We start from the raw sequence: 15,799 nt of genomic DNA, 5'->3' as shown, positions 1-15,799 counted from the left end.
TCGCCGCCAAAGCCCCGACGAAGAATGCGTCAGATACCGGCGGCCTGGTCCAAAAACACCCGGGTGCGCCGGGGGGTCACCACCACGGTGTCGCCCTCTTTCAGGTCCATGTCGCGGTATTGCTGCGTCGAGATATGCGCTTCAATCACCGCCACAGGGGCCGCATTGTGCGCTGATTGGTGGGCGCCGCCGGGCTTTAGTTCCGTGCCGGCATCGTCTAGCGGCACCAATTCCAGCCGCGCCGTCGGGCCGACGGCAATGGCGCGCTCCAGCCGCGCCACCATGCTGTGCGCCGGCGAGGCGGTGCCAGGCACATGGCGCGCCACCTCCAGATCGTGCGGGCGCACGTAGGCCGAGGCCGGAGCATCCCGTGCGCCGCTGTGCTCGGGCACGTCGATCTGCATCCCATGCACATGCAACTCGCCCTCGTGCGCACGTCCATGGAACAGATTGACGTCTCCCAGAAAGCCATAGACAAACGGGCTGGCCGGGTGATCCCAGACTTCCTGCGGTGAGCCTACCTGCTCGATCCGGCCGCTGTTCATCAGCACCACGCGGTCGGCTACTTCGAGTGCCTCTTCTTGGTCGTGGGTGACAAAAATGCTGGTCACATGCAGCTCGTCGTGCAGACGGCGCAGCCAGCGGCGCAGTTCTTTGCGCACTTTGGCGTCCAGCGCGCCAAACGGTTCGTCCAGCAACAACACCTGTGGCTCCACCGCCAGCGCGCGCGCCAAGGCAATACGCTGGCGCTGGCCGCCCGAGAGCTGCGCCGGATGCCGATCGGCCAGCCAATCCAGCTGTACCAAGCTCAGCAGGTCATGCACCTTCTTCTTGATTTGCGCCTCGCTCGGGCGCTCGCTGCGCGGCTTCATGCGCAGGCCAAAGGCGACGTTTTCAAACACCGTCATATGGCGAAACAGCGCATAGTGCTGAAAGACAAAACCGACCTTGCGCTCGCGCACATGGACATCGGTGGTGTCGGCACCGGAGAAATGGATGCTGCCACTGTCGGGCGTTTCCAGCCCGGCAATGATGCGCAGCAGTGTGGTTTTGCCGCAGCCAGACGGCCCCAGCAGTGCCAGCAGCTCGCCCGAGGCGATATCCAAACTGACATCGCGCAGCGCGTGAAAATTGCCAAACTGCTTGTGGACGTTGCGGATTTCTATGCTCATGGGAATTCTTTCAGGCAGCGCTGGCAGGGACTGTCGGCCGCTCAGGCGGCAACTCGGCCAGCACTTTGCGCTCGTGCTCTGCGCGCCACTCGGCCACCGACTTGATCAGCAACGTCACCAATGCCAGCAGCGCCAGCAGCGAGGCGACAGCAAACGCCGCCACCGACTGGTATTCGTTGTACAAAATTTCAACATGCAAAGGCATGGTATTGGTCTGGCCGCGGATGTGGCCCGACACCACCGACACCGCGCCAAACTCACCCATGGCACGCGCATTGCACAGGATCACGCCATACAGCAAGCCCCATTTGATGTTCGGCAGCGTGACGTACCAAAAGGTCTGCCAGCCACTGGCACCCAGCACCGTAGCGGCCTGCTCTTCGTCGGTGCCCTGGGCCTGCATCAGCGGAATCAGCTCGCGCGCGATGAACGGGAAGGTGACAAACACGGTGGCCAGCACGATGCCTGGCACGGCAAAAATAATCTTGATGTCGTGCTCTTGCAACCACGGGCCGATCCAGCCATTGGCGCCAAACATCAGTACATAGGTCAGGCCCGCCACCACCGGCGACACCGAGAACGGCAAATCGACCAAGGTGGTCAAAAACGCCTTGCCGCGAAATTCGTACTTGGCAATGCACCAAGCGGCGGCCACGCCAAACACCAGGTTCAGCGGCACCGCAATGGCGGCGGTGAGCAGCGTCAGGCGAATCGCCGACCAGGCATCGGGCTCACGCAAGGCGTCCAGGTAAGCGCCCCAGCCCTTGCGCAGCGCCTCGGTGAACACCGCCGCTAACGGCAACACCAGAAACAGCAGCACAAACAGCAGCGCGATGCCAATCAAGGTGTTGCGCACCCACGGCGCTTCAGTGGTGCTGATCCGGCGCGGCGCGGCGCGGACCCCGGTTTTATTCGTTGTGGCGCCGCTCATGACTGCGCTCCGGCGCGCTGGCGTTGCCAGCCTTGCAGCGCGTTGATCAGCAGCAACAGTGCAAACGAGATCACCAGCATCACCACTGCCACCGCCGTGGCACCGGCGTAGTCGTATTGCTCGAGCTTGCCGATGATGATCAGCGGCGTGATTTCAGACAGCATGGGGACGTTACCGGCAATAAAAATGACCGAGCCGTACTCGCCCACTGCGCGGGCAAAAGCCATGGCAAAACCGGTCAGTAACGCCGGTGCAATCGACGGAAAAATCACTTTGGTAAAAATCTGCCAGCGGTTCGCCCCCAGCGAGCTGGCGGCTTCTTCCAGCTCTTTTTCGGTGTCTTGCAACACCGGTTGCACGGTGCGCACGATGAACGGCAGGCTGATAAAAATCAGCGCAATCACGATGCCCACCGGCTTGAAGGCCAGCTGGATGCCCAAGGGTTCGAGGTATTGCCCGATCCAGCCATTGCCCGCCAACAGCGCGGTGAGCGAAATACCGGCCACCGCCGTCGGCAGTGCAAACGGCAAATCCACCAGCGCATCAATGATTTTTTTTCCCGGAAACTCATAGCGCACCAGCACCCAGGCAATCAACAGGCCAAACACCAGATTCACCAGTGCGGCAATCAGCGAGGCGCCAAAGGTCAGGCGGTACGAGGCCAGCACACGCGGCGCACTGATGGCCTCCCAGAATTGCGGCCAGGTCAGTGTGAAGGTCTTGAACACCAGCGCCGACAGCGGAATCAAGACGATGATGCTGAGATAGAACAGCGTGTAACCCAGCGTCAGGCCAAAGCCAGGCAGCACCCGCCGGGTGCTGCGGCGTTTGCCCAGCGGCGCCGCGCTGTCTGGCGGCTCGCGCAGCACAATCACCGAAGAAGCAGCCATGGCTTATTTGGCGCCGGGGGTGTAGAGCTTGTCGAACTGGCCACCGTCGTTGAAATGCACCTTCTGCGCCTCGCTCAATGAACCAAAGTACTTGGCCACAGTGAACTGCTTGATCGGCTTGAACAGATCGGCATGCTTTTTCAGCACCGCCTCAGAGCGTGGGCGGATGGCGTGCTTGGCAGCAATCTCTTGCGCCTCGTCGGTGTAGAGAAAGTCCAGATACGCCTTGGCCACTTCAGCCGTGCCCTTTTTGGCTACGGTGCGCTCAACCACCGCCACCGGGTTCTCCGCCGTCACGCTGACCGACGGGTACACCACATCGACCTTGCCGGCACCAAACTCGCGGTTCACCGACACCACTTCGGATTCAAAGGTGATCAGCACGTCGCCAATGTTACGCTGCAAGAAGGTCGCCGTGGCATCACGCCCACCCTTGGCCAGCACCGGCACGTTCTTGTACAGCTTGCCGACAAATTCCGCCGCCTGCGCGTCAGTACCGCCCTTTTCGCGCACGCTGCCCCAGGCGCCCAAATAGGCGTAGCGGCCGTTGCCGCCGGTCTTGGGGTTGACGACGATGACCTGCACGCCCGGCTTGGTCAAATCATCCCAATCCCTGATATTTTTCGGATTGCCCTTGCGCACCAGAAACAGCATGGTGGAAGTGGTGGGCGACGCATCGTTGGGGAATTTCTTCGCCCAGTCCTTGGCGACCACACCGTTGTCGGCCAGAAACTGCACGTCGGTGGTGGTATTGAAGGTCACCACGTCGGCCGCCAGACCGTCGTTGACGGCACGTGCCTGGGCGCTGGAGCCGCCATGGGCCTGGTCAATCTTCACCTCTTTGCCGGTGGCCTTTTTGTAGTGGGCGACAAAGGCCGGGTTGATGTCCTTGTAGAACTCGCGCGCCACGTCGTACGAAGCGTTCAGCAAAGTAGTGGTCTGGGCGCCAGCGACACCCGCGGTCGCCAAAGCGACCGCAGCCAGTAAAGATTTGAAAGGAAAAGAAGTCATAGCACGCACCATCCGAAAATAGGGGAATGGCGCGATTGTGCGGAGGCAGACTTAAAACTCAAAAGAATATATTATTGTTAATTTATTAATTTTTGAATATATAACCGGTTTACTCCATAGCGCCACCTGTCAAGCCGGCACAGCCCGGCGCGTGGCCTGGCTGCTGCAGCCGGGCATGGCCTCCCCCAAATAATCCAAAAACTGCCGCACCGCCGGCGACAGCCCACGGCGCGAGGGAAATACCGCGTGCACGATGCCGCGCTGCGGCGCCCAGCCCGGCAGCAAATGCACCAGCTGCCCGGCGCGCACCGCATCGTGACACAGGTAGTCGGGCAACCAGCACATGCCAGTCCCGGCCAGCGCCGCGCCCTGCAGCGTCAGCAGATCATCCACCACATAACGTGGGCTGTGGTGCAAGGTGTGCTCGCTCCCCTCGGGCCCGATCAGCCGCAGGCTGGTGCGTCCGTCGCTGGCCGACATGGCCATGCTGTCCAGCCGTGCCAGGTCTTCCAGCGTGCGCGGCACGCCCTGGCGTGCCAACAGGGTCGGGCTGGCGACCAAAATCTGCGTTGCCTCGTCCAGCCGCTTGACCACCATGCTGGCGCTGTCGTCCAGCGTGGTGCGCACGCGCAACGCCACATCCACACCCTCCTCGACCAGATTAACGACGCGGTTGCTGACCTGCATTTCCACGCGCACCTGCGGGTAGCGCGCCAAAAAAGGCGGCATCAGATCGGCCAGGACGGTTTGCGCCAGCGTCGTCGGGCAAGTGACGCGCACCGTGCCGCGCGGCTCGGTCTGTACCTGGGCCACCGTGTCCGCCGCTGCCTGAGCGGTTTCACGCAGCGCTTGGCAATGGCGCAAATAGGCCTCACCCACCTCGGTCAGCGAGAGCTGGCGCGTGGTGCGCTGCAGCAGGCGCACGCCCAGCTGGGCTTCGAGTGCGGCGACACGGCGTGACAGGCGCGATTTGGGAATGCCCAGGGCCCGCCCGGCCGCGGCAAAACCACCGCGCTCGACCACCTCAGCAAAGTACAGCATGTCATTGAGATCGTGCATGGCCAGTCTTTATTGTTCCAAAAACAGGACTAATAAGCGCAAATTCAGGTACTTATCTATTAATCGCACCAATTTTACAATCCCTATATCGCCACACCCTGTGGCCAATGACCAAGGACACACCATGCAACTGCTCCATATCGACTCCGCCATCACCGGCGCAAACTCCGTCTCACGCCAGCTCACCGCCCAAACTGTGGCTGCCTGGCAAGCCCAGCACCCGGGCACCCAGGTCAGCTACCTGGACTTGGTAGCCAACGCACCGGCCCACTTCACCAGCGACGCCATGGCGCCGCGCACCGGCCAGACCGAGGACTTGAGCGCCGCACAGCAGCGCGAAAACGCAGTGTCCGAGCAGTTGGTCAGCCAGTTCTTGGCGGCCGACGTGGTGGTGATCGGCGCGCCGTTCTACAACTTCAGCATTCCGAGCCAGCTCAAGGCCTGGATCGACCGCATTGCCCAGCCTGGCCGCACCTTCCGCTACACCGCGAGCGGCCCTGAAGGCCTGGCCACCGGCAAGACGGTGATCATTGCCTCCAGCCGAGGCGGCGTTTACTCCACCAGCGAAGGCGGCCGCGCGATGGAGCACCAAGAAAGCTACCTGCAAACGGTGCTGGGATTTTTTGGCGTAACCGATGTGCGCTTTGTGCGCGCCGAGGGGGTCGGCATGGGCGAGGCCGCCAAGGCCGCCGCTCTGGCCAGTGCGACGCAAAGCATCCGTGAGCACGCCGCATCCCACCCAACCCCAGCCCGTGACATGCAGGCCGCCTGAACGCACCACACCGCCACGAATCGCGGCCGGCCGATGACGCCACATCGGGGCAACAAAAAACCAGCGCACCACCGGTTTTTTGCATCAAAACAGCCTGTAAGCTTTAGGGCATAAGCGCTGGCAGCTATTGTTTTATGATTTTTTCGCGTGCTTTCTAACCCAGTCCGCGTACTGCTTCATCCAGCCCTGCAAAAAATCATGGCTGCCGGCACCGACGTTGCCATCGGCATCAAACAGGCCTTCCTTGGCCTGGATGAACGCTTCAGGCTGCGCCAACGTCGGCATATCGAGGTACGCCAGCACGTTGCGCAAATGCTGCTGCGCCAACGCTGTGCCAATGGCACCGATCGACACACCGATCACGCCAGCCGGTTTGCCTGCCCAGGCGCTGTCGCCATAAGGGCGTGAGGCATTGTCGAGGGCGTTTTTCAGCACGCCAGGGATGGAGCGGTTGTATTCGGGCGTGACAAACAGCACGCCATCGGCGCCAGCAATCGCCGCCTTCAGGCGCTGCACCGAGGCTGCAGGGTGGCTGTCATTGTCCTGGTTGTACAACGGCAAATCGCCAATCTCGATGGAGGCAAACTGAAAATCGTCCGGCCCGAGCCGGCTCAGCGCCGTGGCAAGTTGGCGGTTGAAAGAATCTTTGCGCAGGCTGCCGACAACGACGGCAATGGTGTACTGGCCCATAAAATCTCCTGAAGCATGCACCGCGAGGGCGCGGCCAGCCATGATAGGCGCGCATAAAAAAACCTGCCGGCATCGCTGCGGGCAGGTTGTGGGCCGTGATCTGAAATCAGACGGCGACTTTGGCAGCCAAGGCGCTGCGGTAGTTCTCCAGGCCTTCCAGAATTTCTTTGTGCGCTTCGTCAATGCCTTCCCAGCCCAGCACCTTGACCCACTTGCCTTCTTCCAGGTCTTTGTAGTGCTCAAAAAAGTGGCTCAGGGCCTTCAGGCGTGCAGGATTCACGTCTTCAATGTTCTTCCAGGCCGAGTACATGCCCAGCACCTTGTTGGTGGGCACAGCCAGCACCTTGCCGTCGATGCCGGCTTCGTCTTCCATTTTCAGGATACCGAGGGCACGGCAAGGCACCACCACACCAGGCACCAGCGCATACGGCGTAATGACCAGCACATCGACCGGATCGCCATCGCCGCTGAGCGTTTGCGGCACGTAACCATAGTTGGACGGGTAGTACATGGCCGTAGTCATGAAGCGATCAACGAAGATGGCGCCCGACTCTTTATCGACTTCGTACTTGATCGGATCGGAATCCATGGGGATTTCAATGACGACGTTGAAGGACTCAGGCACATTGTTGCCGGGGGTGACTTTGTTCAGGGACATGGTTGTCGGTCGTAGGTTGGTTGATGGGAGACAGGATCGGGTGTCGGGATTAACCCTCATTTTACTGGCACGCCCCTTTCACCGCGCTTGCAGACGCCGTTTCAAGGTAAATTGACTTGGTTGGCCAATCGTCTCCAAGCAGAGATCGAGGAAGCAACGCAGCGGAGACACAACGCCTGCGTTGTGCCTCTTTCCGTGCGATACAACACCTGGAGAAAAGAATGGCTGCAACTACAGCACTGACTTCCCCTCTCATCCTGGCCCTAGTTTGCGGCCTGATTGCGGTGGCCTACGGCATCTGGGCACGCAGCTGGATCCTGGCCAAAGACCCGGGCAACGCCCGGATGCAAGAGATCGCCGGCGCCATTCAGGCCGGCGCCGCCGCCTATCTGGCACGCCAATACAGGACCATTGCCATCGTCGGCGTGGTGCTAGCGGTGCTGATTGGGGTGTTTTTGGACACAAAAACCGCCGCCGGCTTCATCATCGGTGCCGTGCTCTCGGGCGCCTGCGGCTTTATTGGCATGAACGTGTCGGTGCGCGCCAACGTGCGCACCGCCCAGGCCGCCACGCAAGGCATCGGCCCGGCGCTGGATGTGGCATTTCGCGGCGGCGCCATCACTGGCATGTTGGTGGTCGGCTTGGGGCTGCTGGGCGTCACCGGGTTTTATTGGTATCTGGTGGGTAGCCATCCGGTGGCCGACGGCACGCTGGCCAGCCTGCTCAACCCCCTGATCGGCTTTGCCTTTGGCTCGTCGCTGATCTCCATCTTTGCGCGCCTGGGCGGCGGCATCTTCACCAAAGGCGCCGACGTCGGGGCCGACCTGGTCGGCAAGGTCGAGGCCGGCATCCCCGAGGACGACCCGCGCAACCCGGCGGTGATTGCCGACAACGTCGGTGACAACGTCGGCGACTGCGCCGGCATGGCGGCCGACCTGTTTGAAACCTATGCTGTCACGCTGATTGCCACCATGGTGCTGGGCGCGCTGATGGTGGCCACCGCACCCACTCATGCCGTGCTGTACCCGCTGGCGCTGGGCGCCGTGTCCATCGTCGCGTCGATCATTGGCTGCTTCTTCGTCAAGGCCTCGCCCGGCATGAAGAACGTCATGCCGGCGCTGTACAAGGGCTTGGCGATGGCCGGCGTGCTGTCGCTGATCGCCTTCTGGTTCGTCACCGCCTGGATCATTCCCGACAACGCCATTGCCGCCAGCGGCAGCCAGATGCGCCTGTTTGGCGCCTGCGCCACCGGCCTGGTGCTGACGGCGGCGCTGGTCTGGATCACCGAGTTCTATACCGGCACGCAGTACGCACCGGTGCAACACATCGCCCAAGCATCGACCACCGGCCACGGCACCAACATCATTGCCGGTCTGGGCGTGTCGATGCGCTCCACCGCTTGGCCGGTAATTTTTGTCTGCGCCGCCATTTTGGTGTCCTACCAACTGGCCGGCTTGTATGGCATTGCCGTCGCCGCCACTGCCATGCTCAGCATGGCCGGCATTGTGGTGGCGCTGGACGCCTATGGCCCCATCACCGACAACGCCGGCGGTATTGCCGAAATGGCCGATATGCCGCCCGAAGTGCGCGCCGTGACCGACCCGCTCGACGCGGTCGGCAACACCACCAAGGCGGTGACCAAGGGCTACGCCATCGGTTCAGCAGGACTGGCCGCGCTGGTGCTGTTTGCCGACTACACGCACAAGTTGGAAAGCTACGGCCAGGCCATCAGCTTCAACCTGAGTGACCCGATGGTGATCGTCGGCCTGTTCATCGGCGGGCTGATTCCCTATTTGTTTGGCGCCATGGCGATGGAAGCCGTGGGCCGCGCTGCTGGTGCCGTGGTGGTGGAGGTGCGGCGCCAGTTCCGCGACATTCCCGGCATCATGGATGGCACCGCCAAGCCCGAATACGGCCGTGCAGTGGACATGCTGACCAGCGCCGCCATCAAGGAAATGGTGGTACCCAGCCTGCTGCCAGTGGTGGTGCCAATTGCCGTCGGCCTGCTGCTGGGCCCCAAAGCGTTGGGCGGCCTGCTGATGGGCACCATCGTCACCGGTCTGTTTGTGGCGATTTCGATGTGTACCGGCGGCGGCGCCTGGGACAACGCGAAGAAATATGTCGAAGACGGCCACCACGGCGGCAAGGGCAGCGAGGCGCACAAAGCCGCCGTCACCGGCGACACCGTGGGCGACCCCTACAAAGACACCGCTGGCCCAGCCATCAATCCGCTGATCAAAATCATCAACATCGTGGCGCTGCTCATCGTGCCGCTGGTGGTGAAGTTCCACAGCTGACCAACTGGTCCGCCGTGGGCGTCAGCGGCGGGCTTTGCGGGTAATAGCCTTCGGTATGTACCAGCTCGGACCGGGCACCGAGCGCCTTCGCCGCCGCCACGCAATCGGCCACAAACTGCGGCGTGCCGGCAACAAACACACTGTGCTGCGACAGGTCACGGAACAGGGTCGGCAACAGCGTCGGAATGCGCCCTTGCAGGCCTTTGGGGTCTTTGGGCGTGCCACGCGTGAGCGTCGGGCGGTAGCGGAAATTGCGGTGTCGGGCCGACCACCAGGCCATCATGCCGGCGTCGTACAGATCGTCCTGCGTCGCCGCTGAAAACAGCAGCGTCACCGCCTCGCCATAGGTGCGCCGCAGCGCCGCCTCCGTCAGTGCCAGGATGGGCGCCAGGCCCGAACCGGCCGCCAGGCACAGCACCGGGGTCTCTACCGACGGGTCACCAATGAAGGTGCCGTACGGGCCGTTGATCTTGACCTTGCTGCCGGGCAACAGGGTGTCATGCACCCAGTTACTGGTCAGTCCATCGGATTGGCGCGTAATCTGCAGCACCACCTCGCCATCGCTGCGGGGTGCATTGGCAATCGAATAACTGCGCAGCGGCACGCCGGCAGCCGGATCGCCCAGCATCACGTACTGGCCTGGCCAGTAGCGCATCGCATCGCGCTGCGGCCGCAGCCGCAGTTCGGTGATGCGCGGGGTGCGGTCAATGCGATCGGTCACCACGAAGGGCTGGCCTTCGCGCGGCGGGAACAGCTTGGGCTTGGCATCGACCGTGCCCCACTCGATGACCAGTTCGGGTGAGACGGGCTTGGCCATGCACATCAGGCCAAAGCCCTGCGCACGCTCCTCCTCCGACAAGGCCATATCCAAGACGAAGCCTTGATCGAACTCGCCCTCCAGCACTTTCACCTTGCACTCGCCACAGGCGCCAGCACGGCAGTTATTGGGCAGGGCAAAGCCGGATTTTTCTAGAGCTTCCAGGACAGTGGCCCCTTGCGGAACCTCCACCGAGTGGCCGGAAGGATGCAAGCGCACGCTGGTCATCGGTGTCTCCTTAGAACACGGGGATGATGTCAACCATGTCGGCGTCGGTCACTTCTTCGCCCGAGATACCAACTTCTGGGATCGCCGGGAAGGCGATGTCGTACTTGTCCAGCACACCCTTGAGGTTGAGCATGGCGGTTTTCCAGTTTTTCTTCTTTTCCTCGTATTCGGGGATGAAGAAACCGGCACCACGCGCCACCGCCTCGATCTCACGTTGCCAAGTGACAAAGTCTTCGGGCACGTCCCAGAAGTCCTCTGGTGGCTCGAACAGCACGCCCGACAGGAACAGGTAACCGGCACGAATTTGCTTGGTGATCAGCGGCTTGTCGGCCACGTCCATCTTGGGGTAGTCGCGCTCCATCAGCTGCATACAGATGGCCATGTGGCGGCCCTCGTCGCGGCCAATGTTGCGGAACGCTTCCTTGAACACCGGCTCGCTGCAATTGGCGGCCATCTGGTGAAAGATGGTGGCGGCGGCAATTTCCCCCATCAGGAAGGAGCTGAACAGTACGGCCAGGCTGTATTTGGGCACGGCGTTTTTGTAGCCGCTCCAGTAACGCCCGCCGTTGTAGTACAGCCAGTGCGCGTTGCGCTGCGCCTTGCGACCGATTTCGGTCTTGGGCACATAGGTCAGCGGATCGGGGTGCTCCAGCAGCTTGGTGATGGCCAGGCCGCACATCTGCTCGTGGTTCTGCTCGTCGGCGGTGACGGAGAAGAAGCAGCGGCGCACCGGGTCTTCTTCATGCGCTTCGTAGGTCTTGATCAGCGCAGCGGCAAACACTGGCGGCGCCGAGGCATCAAACACCGACAGAATCGTCCACCAGTAGGCAATGGCTTCGCGCTCTTCCCACGAGTAGCTGGCGACATCAAAACTGTCCCAATTGAGCGCCTTTGGATCCCAACGCTCACGCTGTGCCGCGTCCCAGATTTCTTCGAGTTTTTCCGTGTGTGCGTGCCACGACAGCGGATAGATGTTGGGCTGCTCGGTAGCGGGTGGCAGCGCCATGTGCTTTGCCAGATGTTCATGCTTGGCCATTGATGTCTCCTTGATTTTCATAAAAGGGCTGCTGCGAGCGGCCCCTGTGGCAGAGGAAAAAATACATGCAGCACATTTTTTCCCTCTCATCGCCTTGCCATGCCAATACCGGGTTACCGGGTCTGGCGCACCCATCGCGACAAAACCAATGCTAGGGGGGTGCCGCTGCCTTGCACAGGGGGTGTTTTCTGAATCAGGGTGAGGGTTAGCACTGGTGCCGGTTCATCCGATTTTTGATGAACATCAAGACTCAGCACTGACAAGAAAAGTCCCGCCGCTGCCGTGGTTGCGCGCAGCACGGGACGCCACACAATGGCCCTATGACAGCACCGCGGCCTCCTTCCCACTCCACCGCACAAGCGACCCCGGCTGCCCACACCGTCGCTTTCGACGATGTGCCGTTTCGCGCCATCGTCACCCAGTCCCTGGCCGGCATTTACGTGGTGCTTGACGAACGCTTCATGTATGCCAACGACACCTTTGCCGCCATGTTTGGCTACAGCCGCGAGGAGTTCATTGGTCGGCGCCTGGTGGACTGCATTACTCCCGACTCGATCGAGGAGGTGATGCGCAACTACCACCTGCGCATCCGGGGCGAAGTCCCCTCTATCCATTACTTCACCAAGGGACTGCGCAAGGATGGCAGCGTGGTGCACTTGGAACTGCACGCCTCCCGGGTGGAATGCATGGGCCGGCCGGCACTGACCGGCGTGGCGCTGGACATCACCGAACGTATGCACGCCCAGCAGCGGGTGCGCGAACTGGCCCAGCGGGTCCATGCAGCGCGCGAGAAAGAGCGCGCCCGCTTGGCGCGCGAAGTGCATGACGTGCTCGGCGGCATGCTCACGTCGCTCAAATTCGACCTATCCCGGGTGCTGCGCCGCACCAGCGCAGCCCAGCTACCCGAACTGCATGGCATTGCCGAAGACATGATGGGCCTGATGCAGGAAACGATCATCACCGCCCGCTCCATTTCCGAGGAACTGCGCCCGGCCAGCCTGGACTTGCTCGGTCTGGGCGCGGCGCTGCGCCAGACGCTGGAGCGCTTTGGCCAGCGCCATGGCATGGACATGGTGGTCGCGCTCGCGCCCCAGGCGCTGAACCTGCCACGCGACGTATCGACACAAATTTTTCGCATCGTGCAGCAAGCCCTGACCAACATCGCCTCGCACGCCGCCGCCACCCGGGTGGAACTGACATTGGCGCTGACGGCTGACAACGCCGCCCTCCTGCTGACGCTGCGCGACAACGGTGTGGGCATTGACACGCAGCCCCACCGCCCCGGCGCCATGGGCTTGTACAGCATGAAAGAACGAGCGCACGAAATCGGCGCTACGCTGGACATCCGGCCCCACCCTGAAGGTGGCACAGAACTTGTCTTGCAGCGCACCTTTGCGCCCGAAGAATGGGAGCTTGCATGATCAATCTGCTCATCGTGGACGACCACACCATCTTTCGCGCCGGCATTGCGCGCTTGGTGGCCGACGAAGCCGACCTGCATGTGGCAGCAGAAGCCGCGGATGGCACCGAGGCCATTGCGCTGGCGCGCCAGCAAGCGTTCGACTTGGTACTACTGGACATCAACATGGGCGCACGCAACGGCTTTGACACGCTGACGGCACTGCGCGCTGAGTGCCCGCGCCTGCCGGTCATCATGCTGTCGATGTATGCCGAGTCGCAGTACGCACGACTGGCGTTGCGCTCGGGGGCCAACGCCTATCTGTCCAAGGACGTGGACACGGAAGAACTGCTGCGCGCCATCCGCCGCGTGGCCACAGGCCATGTCTACATGCCAATGGGCGTATCGCTCGAACCGACCACAGAAATCGCTGCCTCACATGAATCGCTGTCGCCGCGCGAAATGCAGGTGATGCTGATGATCACACGCGGCATTTCCCTGACCGAAATTGGCGAGCAGCTGTGTCTGAGCGTCAAGACGATTGGCTCGCACCGCACGCGCATCCTGGGCAAGCTGGGCCTGCAAAGCAATGCTGAAATGGTGCAGTACGCCATGCGCCACGGCTTTGTCGACTGAGCCTGACAGAGCACACCCCGCGCGCACCCGGCTTGCTCAAAGGGCGCTCAAGGAGCCGCCAGCGCCATCGGCCGGGCGCCGTCGCCATGGCCGCCGATATGGAACACCGCCACCACCTGCACCAGCGCTGCGGCTTGGGTGCGCAGACTGACGGCCTCGGCGGCCATTTCTTCGACCAACGCGGCGTTTTGCTGCGTCACTTGGTCCATTTGATGGATGGCCTCGCCCACTTGGCTGACACCTAGCGCCTGCTCTTTGCTGGCCTCGCTGATCTCGCTCATCAAATGCGTCACGCGGTCAATCGCAGCTACCACTTGAGCCATGGTGGCACCGGCCTTATCAACCAGCACACTGCCTTGATCGACGCGCTCAACGCTGCTTTGGATCAGGGTTTTGATTTCTTTGGCCGCATCTGCCGAACGTCCAGCCAAGCTACGCACCTCAGACGCCACCACCGCAAAACCCCGGCCCTGCTCACCCGCGCGCGCGGCTTCGACCGCAGCGTTCAATGCCAAAATATTGGTCTGAAACGCAATGCCGTCAATGACGCTGATGATGCTGTTGATCTGATGGCTGGCCTGATTGATACCTTTCATGGTCTCGACCACCTGTCCGACCACCGCGCCGCCTTGGGCGGCGATGTTGGAGGCTGCAATCACCAGCTGATTGGCCTCGCGCGCGCTTTCGGCGTTGTGCTGCACGGTGGAGGACAACTGCTCCATGCTGGCTGCGGTTTCTTCCAGCGCACTGGCCTGCTGCTCGGTGCGCGCGCTCAGGTCGTTGTTGCCTTGGGCAATCTCCGTACTGGCCAAAGACAAAGCCTCTGAGCCCTGGCGCACTTTGGCCACCACTTCCACCAAACTGCCTTGCATGGTTTGCATCGCCTTCAGCATAGTGGCCACTTCACGCAGCCCGCGCACTCGCACCGGCGTCGCCAAATCGCCCGACGCCATCGCGTCTGAGGTGCGAATAGCTTGGCGCAGCGACGAAGCAATCTGCCGATAAACATACAGAAACACTAGCAGCAAAGTGCCCAACAAGCAGAAAGACAAGACGGCAGTGACGTAGAACCAGCGCATCTTGCGGGTCTGTGCGGCAGCAATATCGTTTTGCGTGCGCTGGTCCAGCAAAGTCAAAAACTGATCGACCGGCTGCATGATTTTGGCTTTATTGGCGTGGTATTCAGCGTCGTGCACCATCGCCCGGGCCGAAGCCAAGTCAGCATCGCCCTCTTGCGCCGCGCCATTGGCACTGGCATCCAGATGGCGCTTAACGATGTCCATGGCGGCTACTTCGGTCTTCACCAGTGCGTTCGACAAGGCAGCGGCTTCGTCCAACTTGGCCAACTCGGCGGCGCTGAAACCAGCCCGCTTCATCAAATCGCTCAAAGCCACGGCAGGACTGGTGCCCTTGCTAGGAGCCATGTCCGCAGCACGGAAATCCCAATAAATTTTTTCATAATCCTTGGGGCGCAACTGCACGCCGTTGCGAATGTCCAGCACCTCTTGGTACTGCGCCACCCATTTCGGGTCGCCCGTGACCGCATAGGTGCGCACCAAACGCGTCAGATCGTCGGAACTTTGCCGCAGTTCGTCTGCCAGCAGGTACGAGGCATACCGTGTCTCACCAGCACGGGTCACGGCTTCAGAAGCCGCTTCTAACCGTGACACAGCGGCCCCAAGCAGTAACACCAACACCGCAATGATGGCCAAAGCGGCGCTGAACAAAAATTTGATACTGATGGATTTCATGGCGCGTGAGTCGGTAAATTGAATTCAAATTTTACAATTTGTTTACAAACAACACGTCTAATTCCCTAAATTCACAGCATCAACCAAGGCTAATTTTATTGAGCTGCCACCAATATTTATTATCGATATTGATAGCTTATAGCTCTTATCCCGTAAGGGCTAGAGGCTTATTTTGACTATCATTCTCTCATCAATCCACCACAATATGCCGAAGCCAGTTGTTTCAATCCACGCGCCCGTGTGGGGCGCGACGATGGCGTGCTTAAAGGTGCTTGATGTTTGATCTGTTTCAATCCATGCGCCCGTGTGGGGCGCGACCGGCATATCGCTGGCCGAGGCGCGCGAGCGGCTGTTTCAATCCACGCGCCCGTGTGGGGCGCGACTCGCTGCCCTGTACCTGGTGGAATTGGAGGATGTGGTTTCAATCCACGCGCCCGTGTGGGGCGCGACCG

14 protein-coding genes are annotated in these 15,799 nt (G+C 61.4%); 4 read left to right on the top strand and 10 right to left on the bottom strand.

Annotated elements, in window-relative coordinates; genetic code table 11:
• Positions 1–29: 29 nt before the first annotated feature.
• The 5 genes from Q390_RS0109620 to Q390_RS0109600 form a co-directional block, all read right to left on the bottom strand.
• Positions 30–1,172, bottom strand: coding sequence for a sulfate/molybdate ABC transporter ATP-binding protein (locus tag Q390_RS0109620; protein WP_027995871.1), 1,143 nt, complete (start codon positions 1,170–1,172; stop codon positions 30–32).
• A 10-nt stretch (positions 1,173–1,182) separates the two neighbouring features.
• The gene (gene cysW / locus Q390_RS0109615) at positions 1,183–2,103 is read right to left on the bottom strand and encodes a sulfate ABC transporter permease subunit CysW (RefSeq protein ID WP_027995870.1); all 921 of its coding nucleotides are present in this window, start codon (positions 2,101–2,103) and stop codon (positions 1,183–1,185) included.
• On the bottom strand, positions 2,100–2,993 hold the full coding sequence (cysT, locus tag Q390_RS0109610; protein WP_027995869.1) for a sulfate ABC transporter permease subunit CysT: 894 nt from the start codon (positions 2,991–2,993) through the stop codon (positions 2,100–2,102). The genes cysW and cysT overlap by 4 nt, the downstream gene beginning before the upstream one ends.
• A 3-nt stretch (positions 2,994–2,996) precedes the next feature.
• A complete protein-coding gene (locus tag Q390_RS0109605; RefSeq protein ID WP_027995868.1) occupies positions 2,997–4,004 on the bottom strand; it encodes a sulfate ABC transporter substrate-binding protein in 1,008 nt (335 codons plus the stop codon).
• A 129-nt stretch (positions 4,005–4,133) separates the two neighbouring features.
• Positions 4,134–5,063, bottom strand: a complete 930-nt coding sequence (locus Q390_RS0109600) for a LysR family transcriptional regulator (protein WP_027995867.1) — start codon at positions 5,061–5,063, stop codon at positions 4,134–4,136.
• Between the two features lie 124 nt (positions 5,064–5,187).
• On the opposite strand from Q390_RS0109600, the gene Q390_RS0109595 reads away from it, so the two are divergent.
• Positions 5,188–5,835, top strand: coding sequence for an FMN-dependent NADH-azoreductase (locus Q390_RS0109595; RefSeq protein ID WP_027995866.1), 648 nt, complete (start codon positions 5,188–5,190; stop codon positions 5,833–5,835).
• A 132-nt stretch (positions 5,836–5,967) separates the two neighbouring features.
• Here Q390_RS0109595 and Q390_RS0109590 read toward each other — a convergent pair whose 3' ends face one another.
• A complete protein-coding gene (locus tag Q390_RS0109590; RefSeq protein ID WP_027995865.1) occupies positions 5,968–6,525 on the bottom strand; it encodes an NADPH-dependent FMN reductase in 558 nt (185 codons plus the stop codon).
• A 106-nt stretch (positions 6,526–6,631) separates the two neighbouring features.
• Positions 6,632–7,183 (bottom strand): inorganic diphosphatase, encoded by a 552-nt coding sequence (gene ppa, locus Q390_RS0109585; protein WP_027995864.1) that lies wholly within the window; start codon positions 7,181–7,183, stop codon positions 6,632–6,634.
• Between the two features lie 221 nt (positions 7,184–7,404).
• Here ppa and Q390_RS0109580 point away from each other — a divergent pair, with 221 nt between their 5' ends.
• Positions 7,405–9,480, top strand: a complete 2,076-nt coding sequence (locus Q390_RS0109580; RefSeq protein ID WP_027995863.1) for a sodium-translocating pyrophosphatase — start codon at positions 7,405–7,407, stop codon at positions 9,478–9,480.
• Here Q390_RS0109580 and Q390_RS0109575 read toward each other — a convergent pair.
• Both Q390_RS0109575 and Q390_RS0109570 read right to left on the bottom strand, forming a co-directional pair.
• Complete coding sequence (locus tag Q390_RS0109575; protein ID WP_027995862.1) at positions 9,446–10,525, bottom strand: 2Fe-2S iron-sulfur cluster-binding protein; 1,080 nt, start codon at positions 10,523–10,525, stop codon at positions 9,446–9,448. The two genes, Q390_RS0109580 and Q390_RS0109575, sit on opposite strands and share 35 nt — an antisense overlap.
• A gap of 10 nt (positions 10,526–10,535) precedes the next feature.
• Positions 10,536–11,561: a ferritin-like domain-containing protein gene (locus Q390_RS0109570; protein ID WP_027995861.1), complete on the bottom strand. Its 1,026-nt coding sequence runs from the start codon at positions 11,559–11,561 to the stop codon at positions 10,536–10,538.
• Positions 11,562–11,881: 320 nt separating this feature from the next.
• Between Q390_RS0109570 and Q390_RS18105 the strand changes: the two genes are divergently transcribed.
• Positions 11,882–12,982 carry a sensor histidine kinase gene (locus Q390_RS18105; protein WP_084153860.1) on the top strand — a complete coding sequence of 367 codons (1,101 nt, stop codon included), beginning with the start codon at positions 11,882–11,884 and terminating at the stop codon, positions 12,980–12,982.
• Positions 12,979–13,596, top strand: a complete 618-nt coding sequence (locus Q390_RS0109560; protein WP_027995860.1) for a response regulator — start codon at positions 12,979–12,981, stop codon at positions 13,594–13,596. Before Q390_RS18105 ends, Q390_RS0109560 begins: the two co-directional genes overlap by 4 nt.
• 47 nt (positions 13,597–13,643) lie before the next feature.
• On the opposite strand, the gene Q390_RS0109555 is transcribed toward Q390_RS0109560, so the two are convergent.
• Positions 13,644–15,347 carry a methyl-accepting chemotaxis protein gene (locus Q390_RS0109555; RefSeq protein WP_027995859.1) on the bottom strand — a complete coding sequence of 568 codons (1,704 nt, stop codon included), beginning with the start codon at positions 15,345–15,347 and terminating at the stop codon, positions 13,644–13,646.
• Positions 15,348–15,799: the final 452 nt, after the last annotated feature.

Origin of the sequence: Simplicispira psychrophila DSM 11588, from assembly GCF_000688255.1 — a bacterium.
GTDB classification, from domain to species: domain Bacteria; phylum Pseudomonadota; class Gammaproteobacteria; order Burkholderiales; family Burkholderiaceae_C; genus Simplicispira; species Simplicispira psychrophila.
Note: the sequence above shows the minus strand (reverse complement) of the source record. Positions and strands in the feature narration are given on the sequence as shown.

Excerpts from the sequence above, each read along its gene's own strand:
- Q390_RS0109620 (WP_027995871.1), bottom strand. The coding sequence starts at position 1,172 with ATGAGCATAGAAATCCGCAACGTCCACAAGCAGTTTGGCAATTTTCAC.
- cysW (WP_027995870.1), bottom strand. The coding sequence starts at position 2,103 with ATGAGCGGCGCCACAACGAATAAAACCGGGGTCCGCGCCGCGCCGCGC.
- cysT (WP_027995869.1), bottom strand. The coding sequence starts at position 2,993 with ATGGCTGCTTCTTCGGTGATTGTGCTGCGCGAGCCGCCAGACAGCGCG.
- Q390_RS0109605 (WP_027995868.1), bottom strand. The coding sequence starts at position 4,004 with ATGACTTCTTTTCCTTTCAAATCTTTACTGGCTGCGGTCGCTTTGGCG.
- Q390_RS0109600 (WP_027995867.1), bottom strand. The coding sequence starts at position 5,063 with ATGCACGATCTCAATGACATGCTGTACTTTGCTGAGGTGGTCGAGCGC.
- Q390_RS0109595 (WP_027995866.1), top strand. The coding sequence starts at position 5,188 with ATGCAACTGCTCCATATCGACTCCGCCATCACCGGCGCAAACTCCGTC.
- Q390_RS0109590 (WP_027995865.1), bottom strand. The coding sequence starts at position 6,525 with ATGGGCCAGTACACCATTGCCGTCGTTGTCGGCAGCCTGCGCAAAGAT.
- ppa (WP_027995864.1), bottom strand. The coding sequence starts at position 7,183 with ATGTCCCTGAACAAAGTCACCCCCGGCAACAATGTGCCTGAGTCCTTC.
- Q390_RS0109580 (WP_027995863.1), top strand. The coding sequence starts at position 7,405 with ATGGCTGCAACTACAGCACTGACTTCCCCTCTCATCCTGGCCCTAGTT.
- Q390_RS0109575 (WP_027995862.1), bottom strand. The coding sequence starts at position 10,525 with ATGACCAGCGTGCGCTTGCATCCTTCCGGCCACTCGGTGGAGGTTCCG.
- Q390_RS0109570 (WP_027995861.1), bottom strand. The coding sequence starts at position 11,561 with ATGGCCAAGCATGAACATCTGGCAAAGCACATGGCGCTGCCACCCGCT.
- Q390_RS18105 (WP_084153860.1), top strand. The coding sequence starts at position 11,882 with ATGACAGCACCGCGGCCTCCTTCCCACTCCACCGCACAAGCGACCCCG.
- Q390_RS0109560 (WP_027995860.1), top strand. The coding sequence starts at position 12,979 with ATGATCAATCTGCTCATCGTGGACGACCACACCATCTTTCGCGCCGGC.
- Q390_RS0109555 (WP_027995859.1), bottom strand. The coding sequence starts at position 15,347 with ATGAAATCCATCAGTATCAAATTTTTGTTCAGCGCCGCTTTGGCCATC.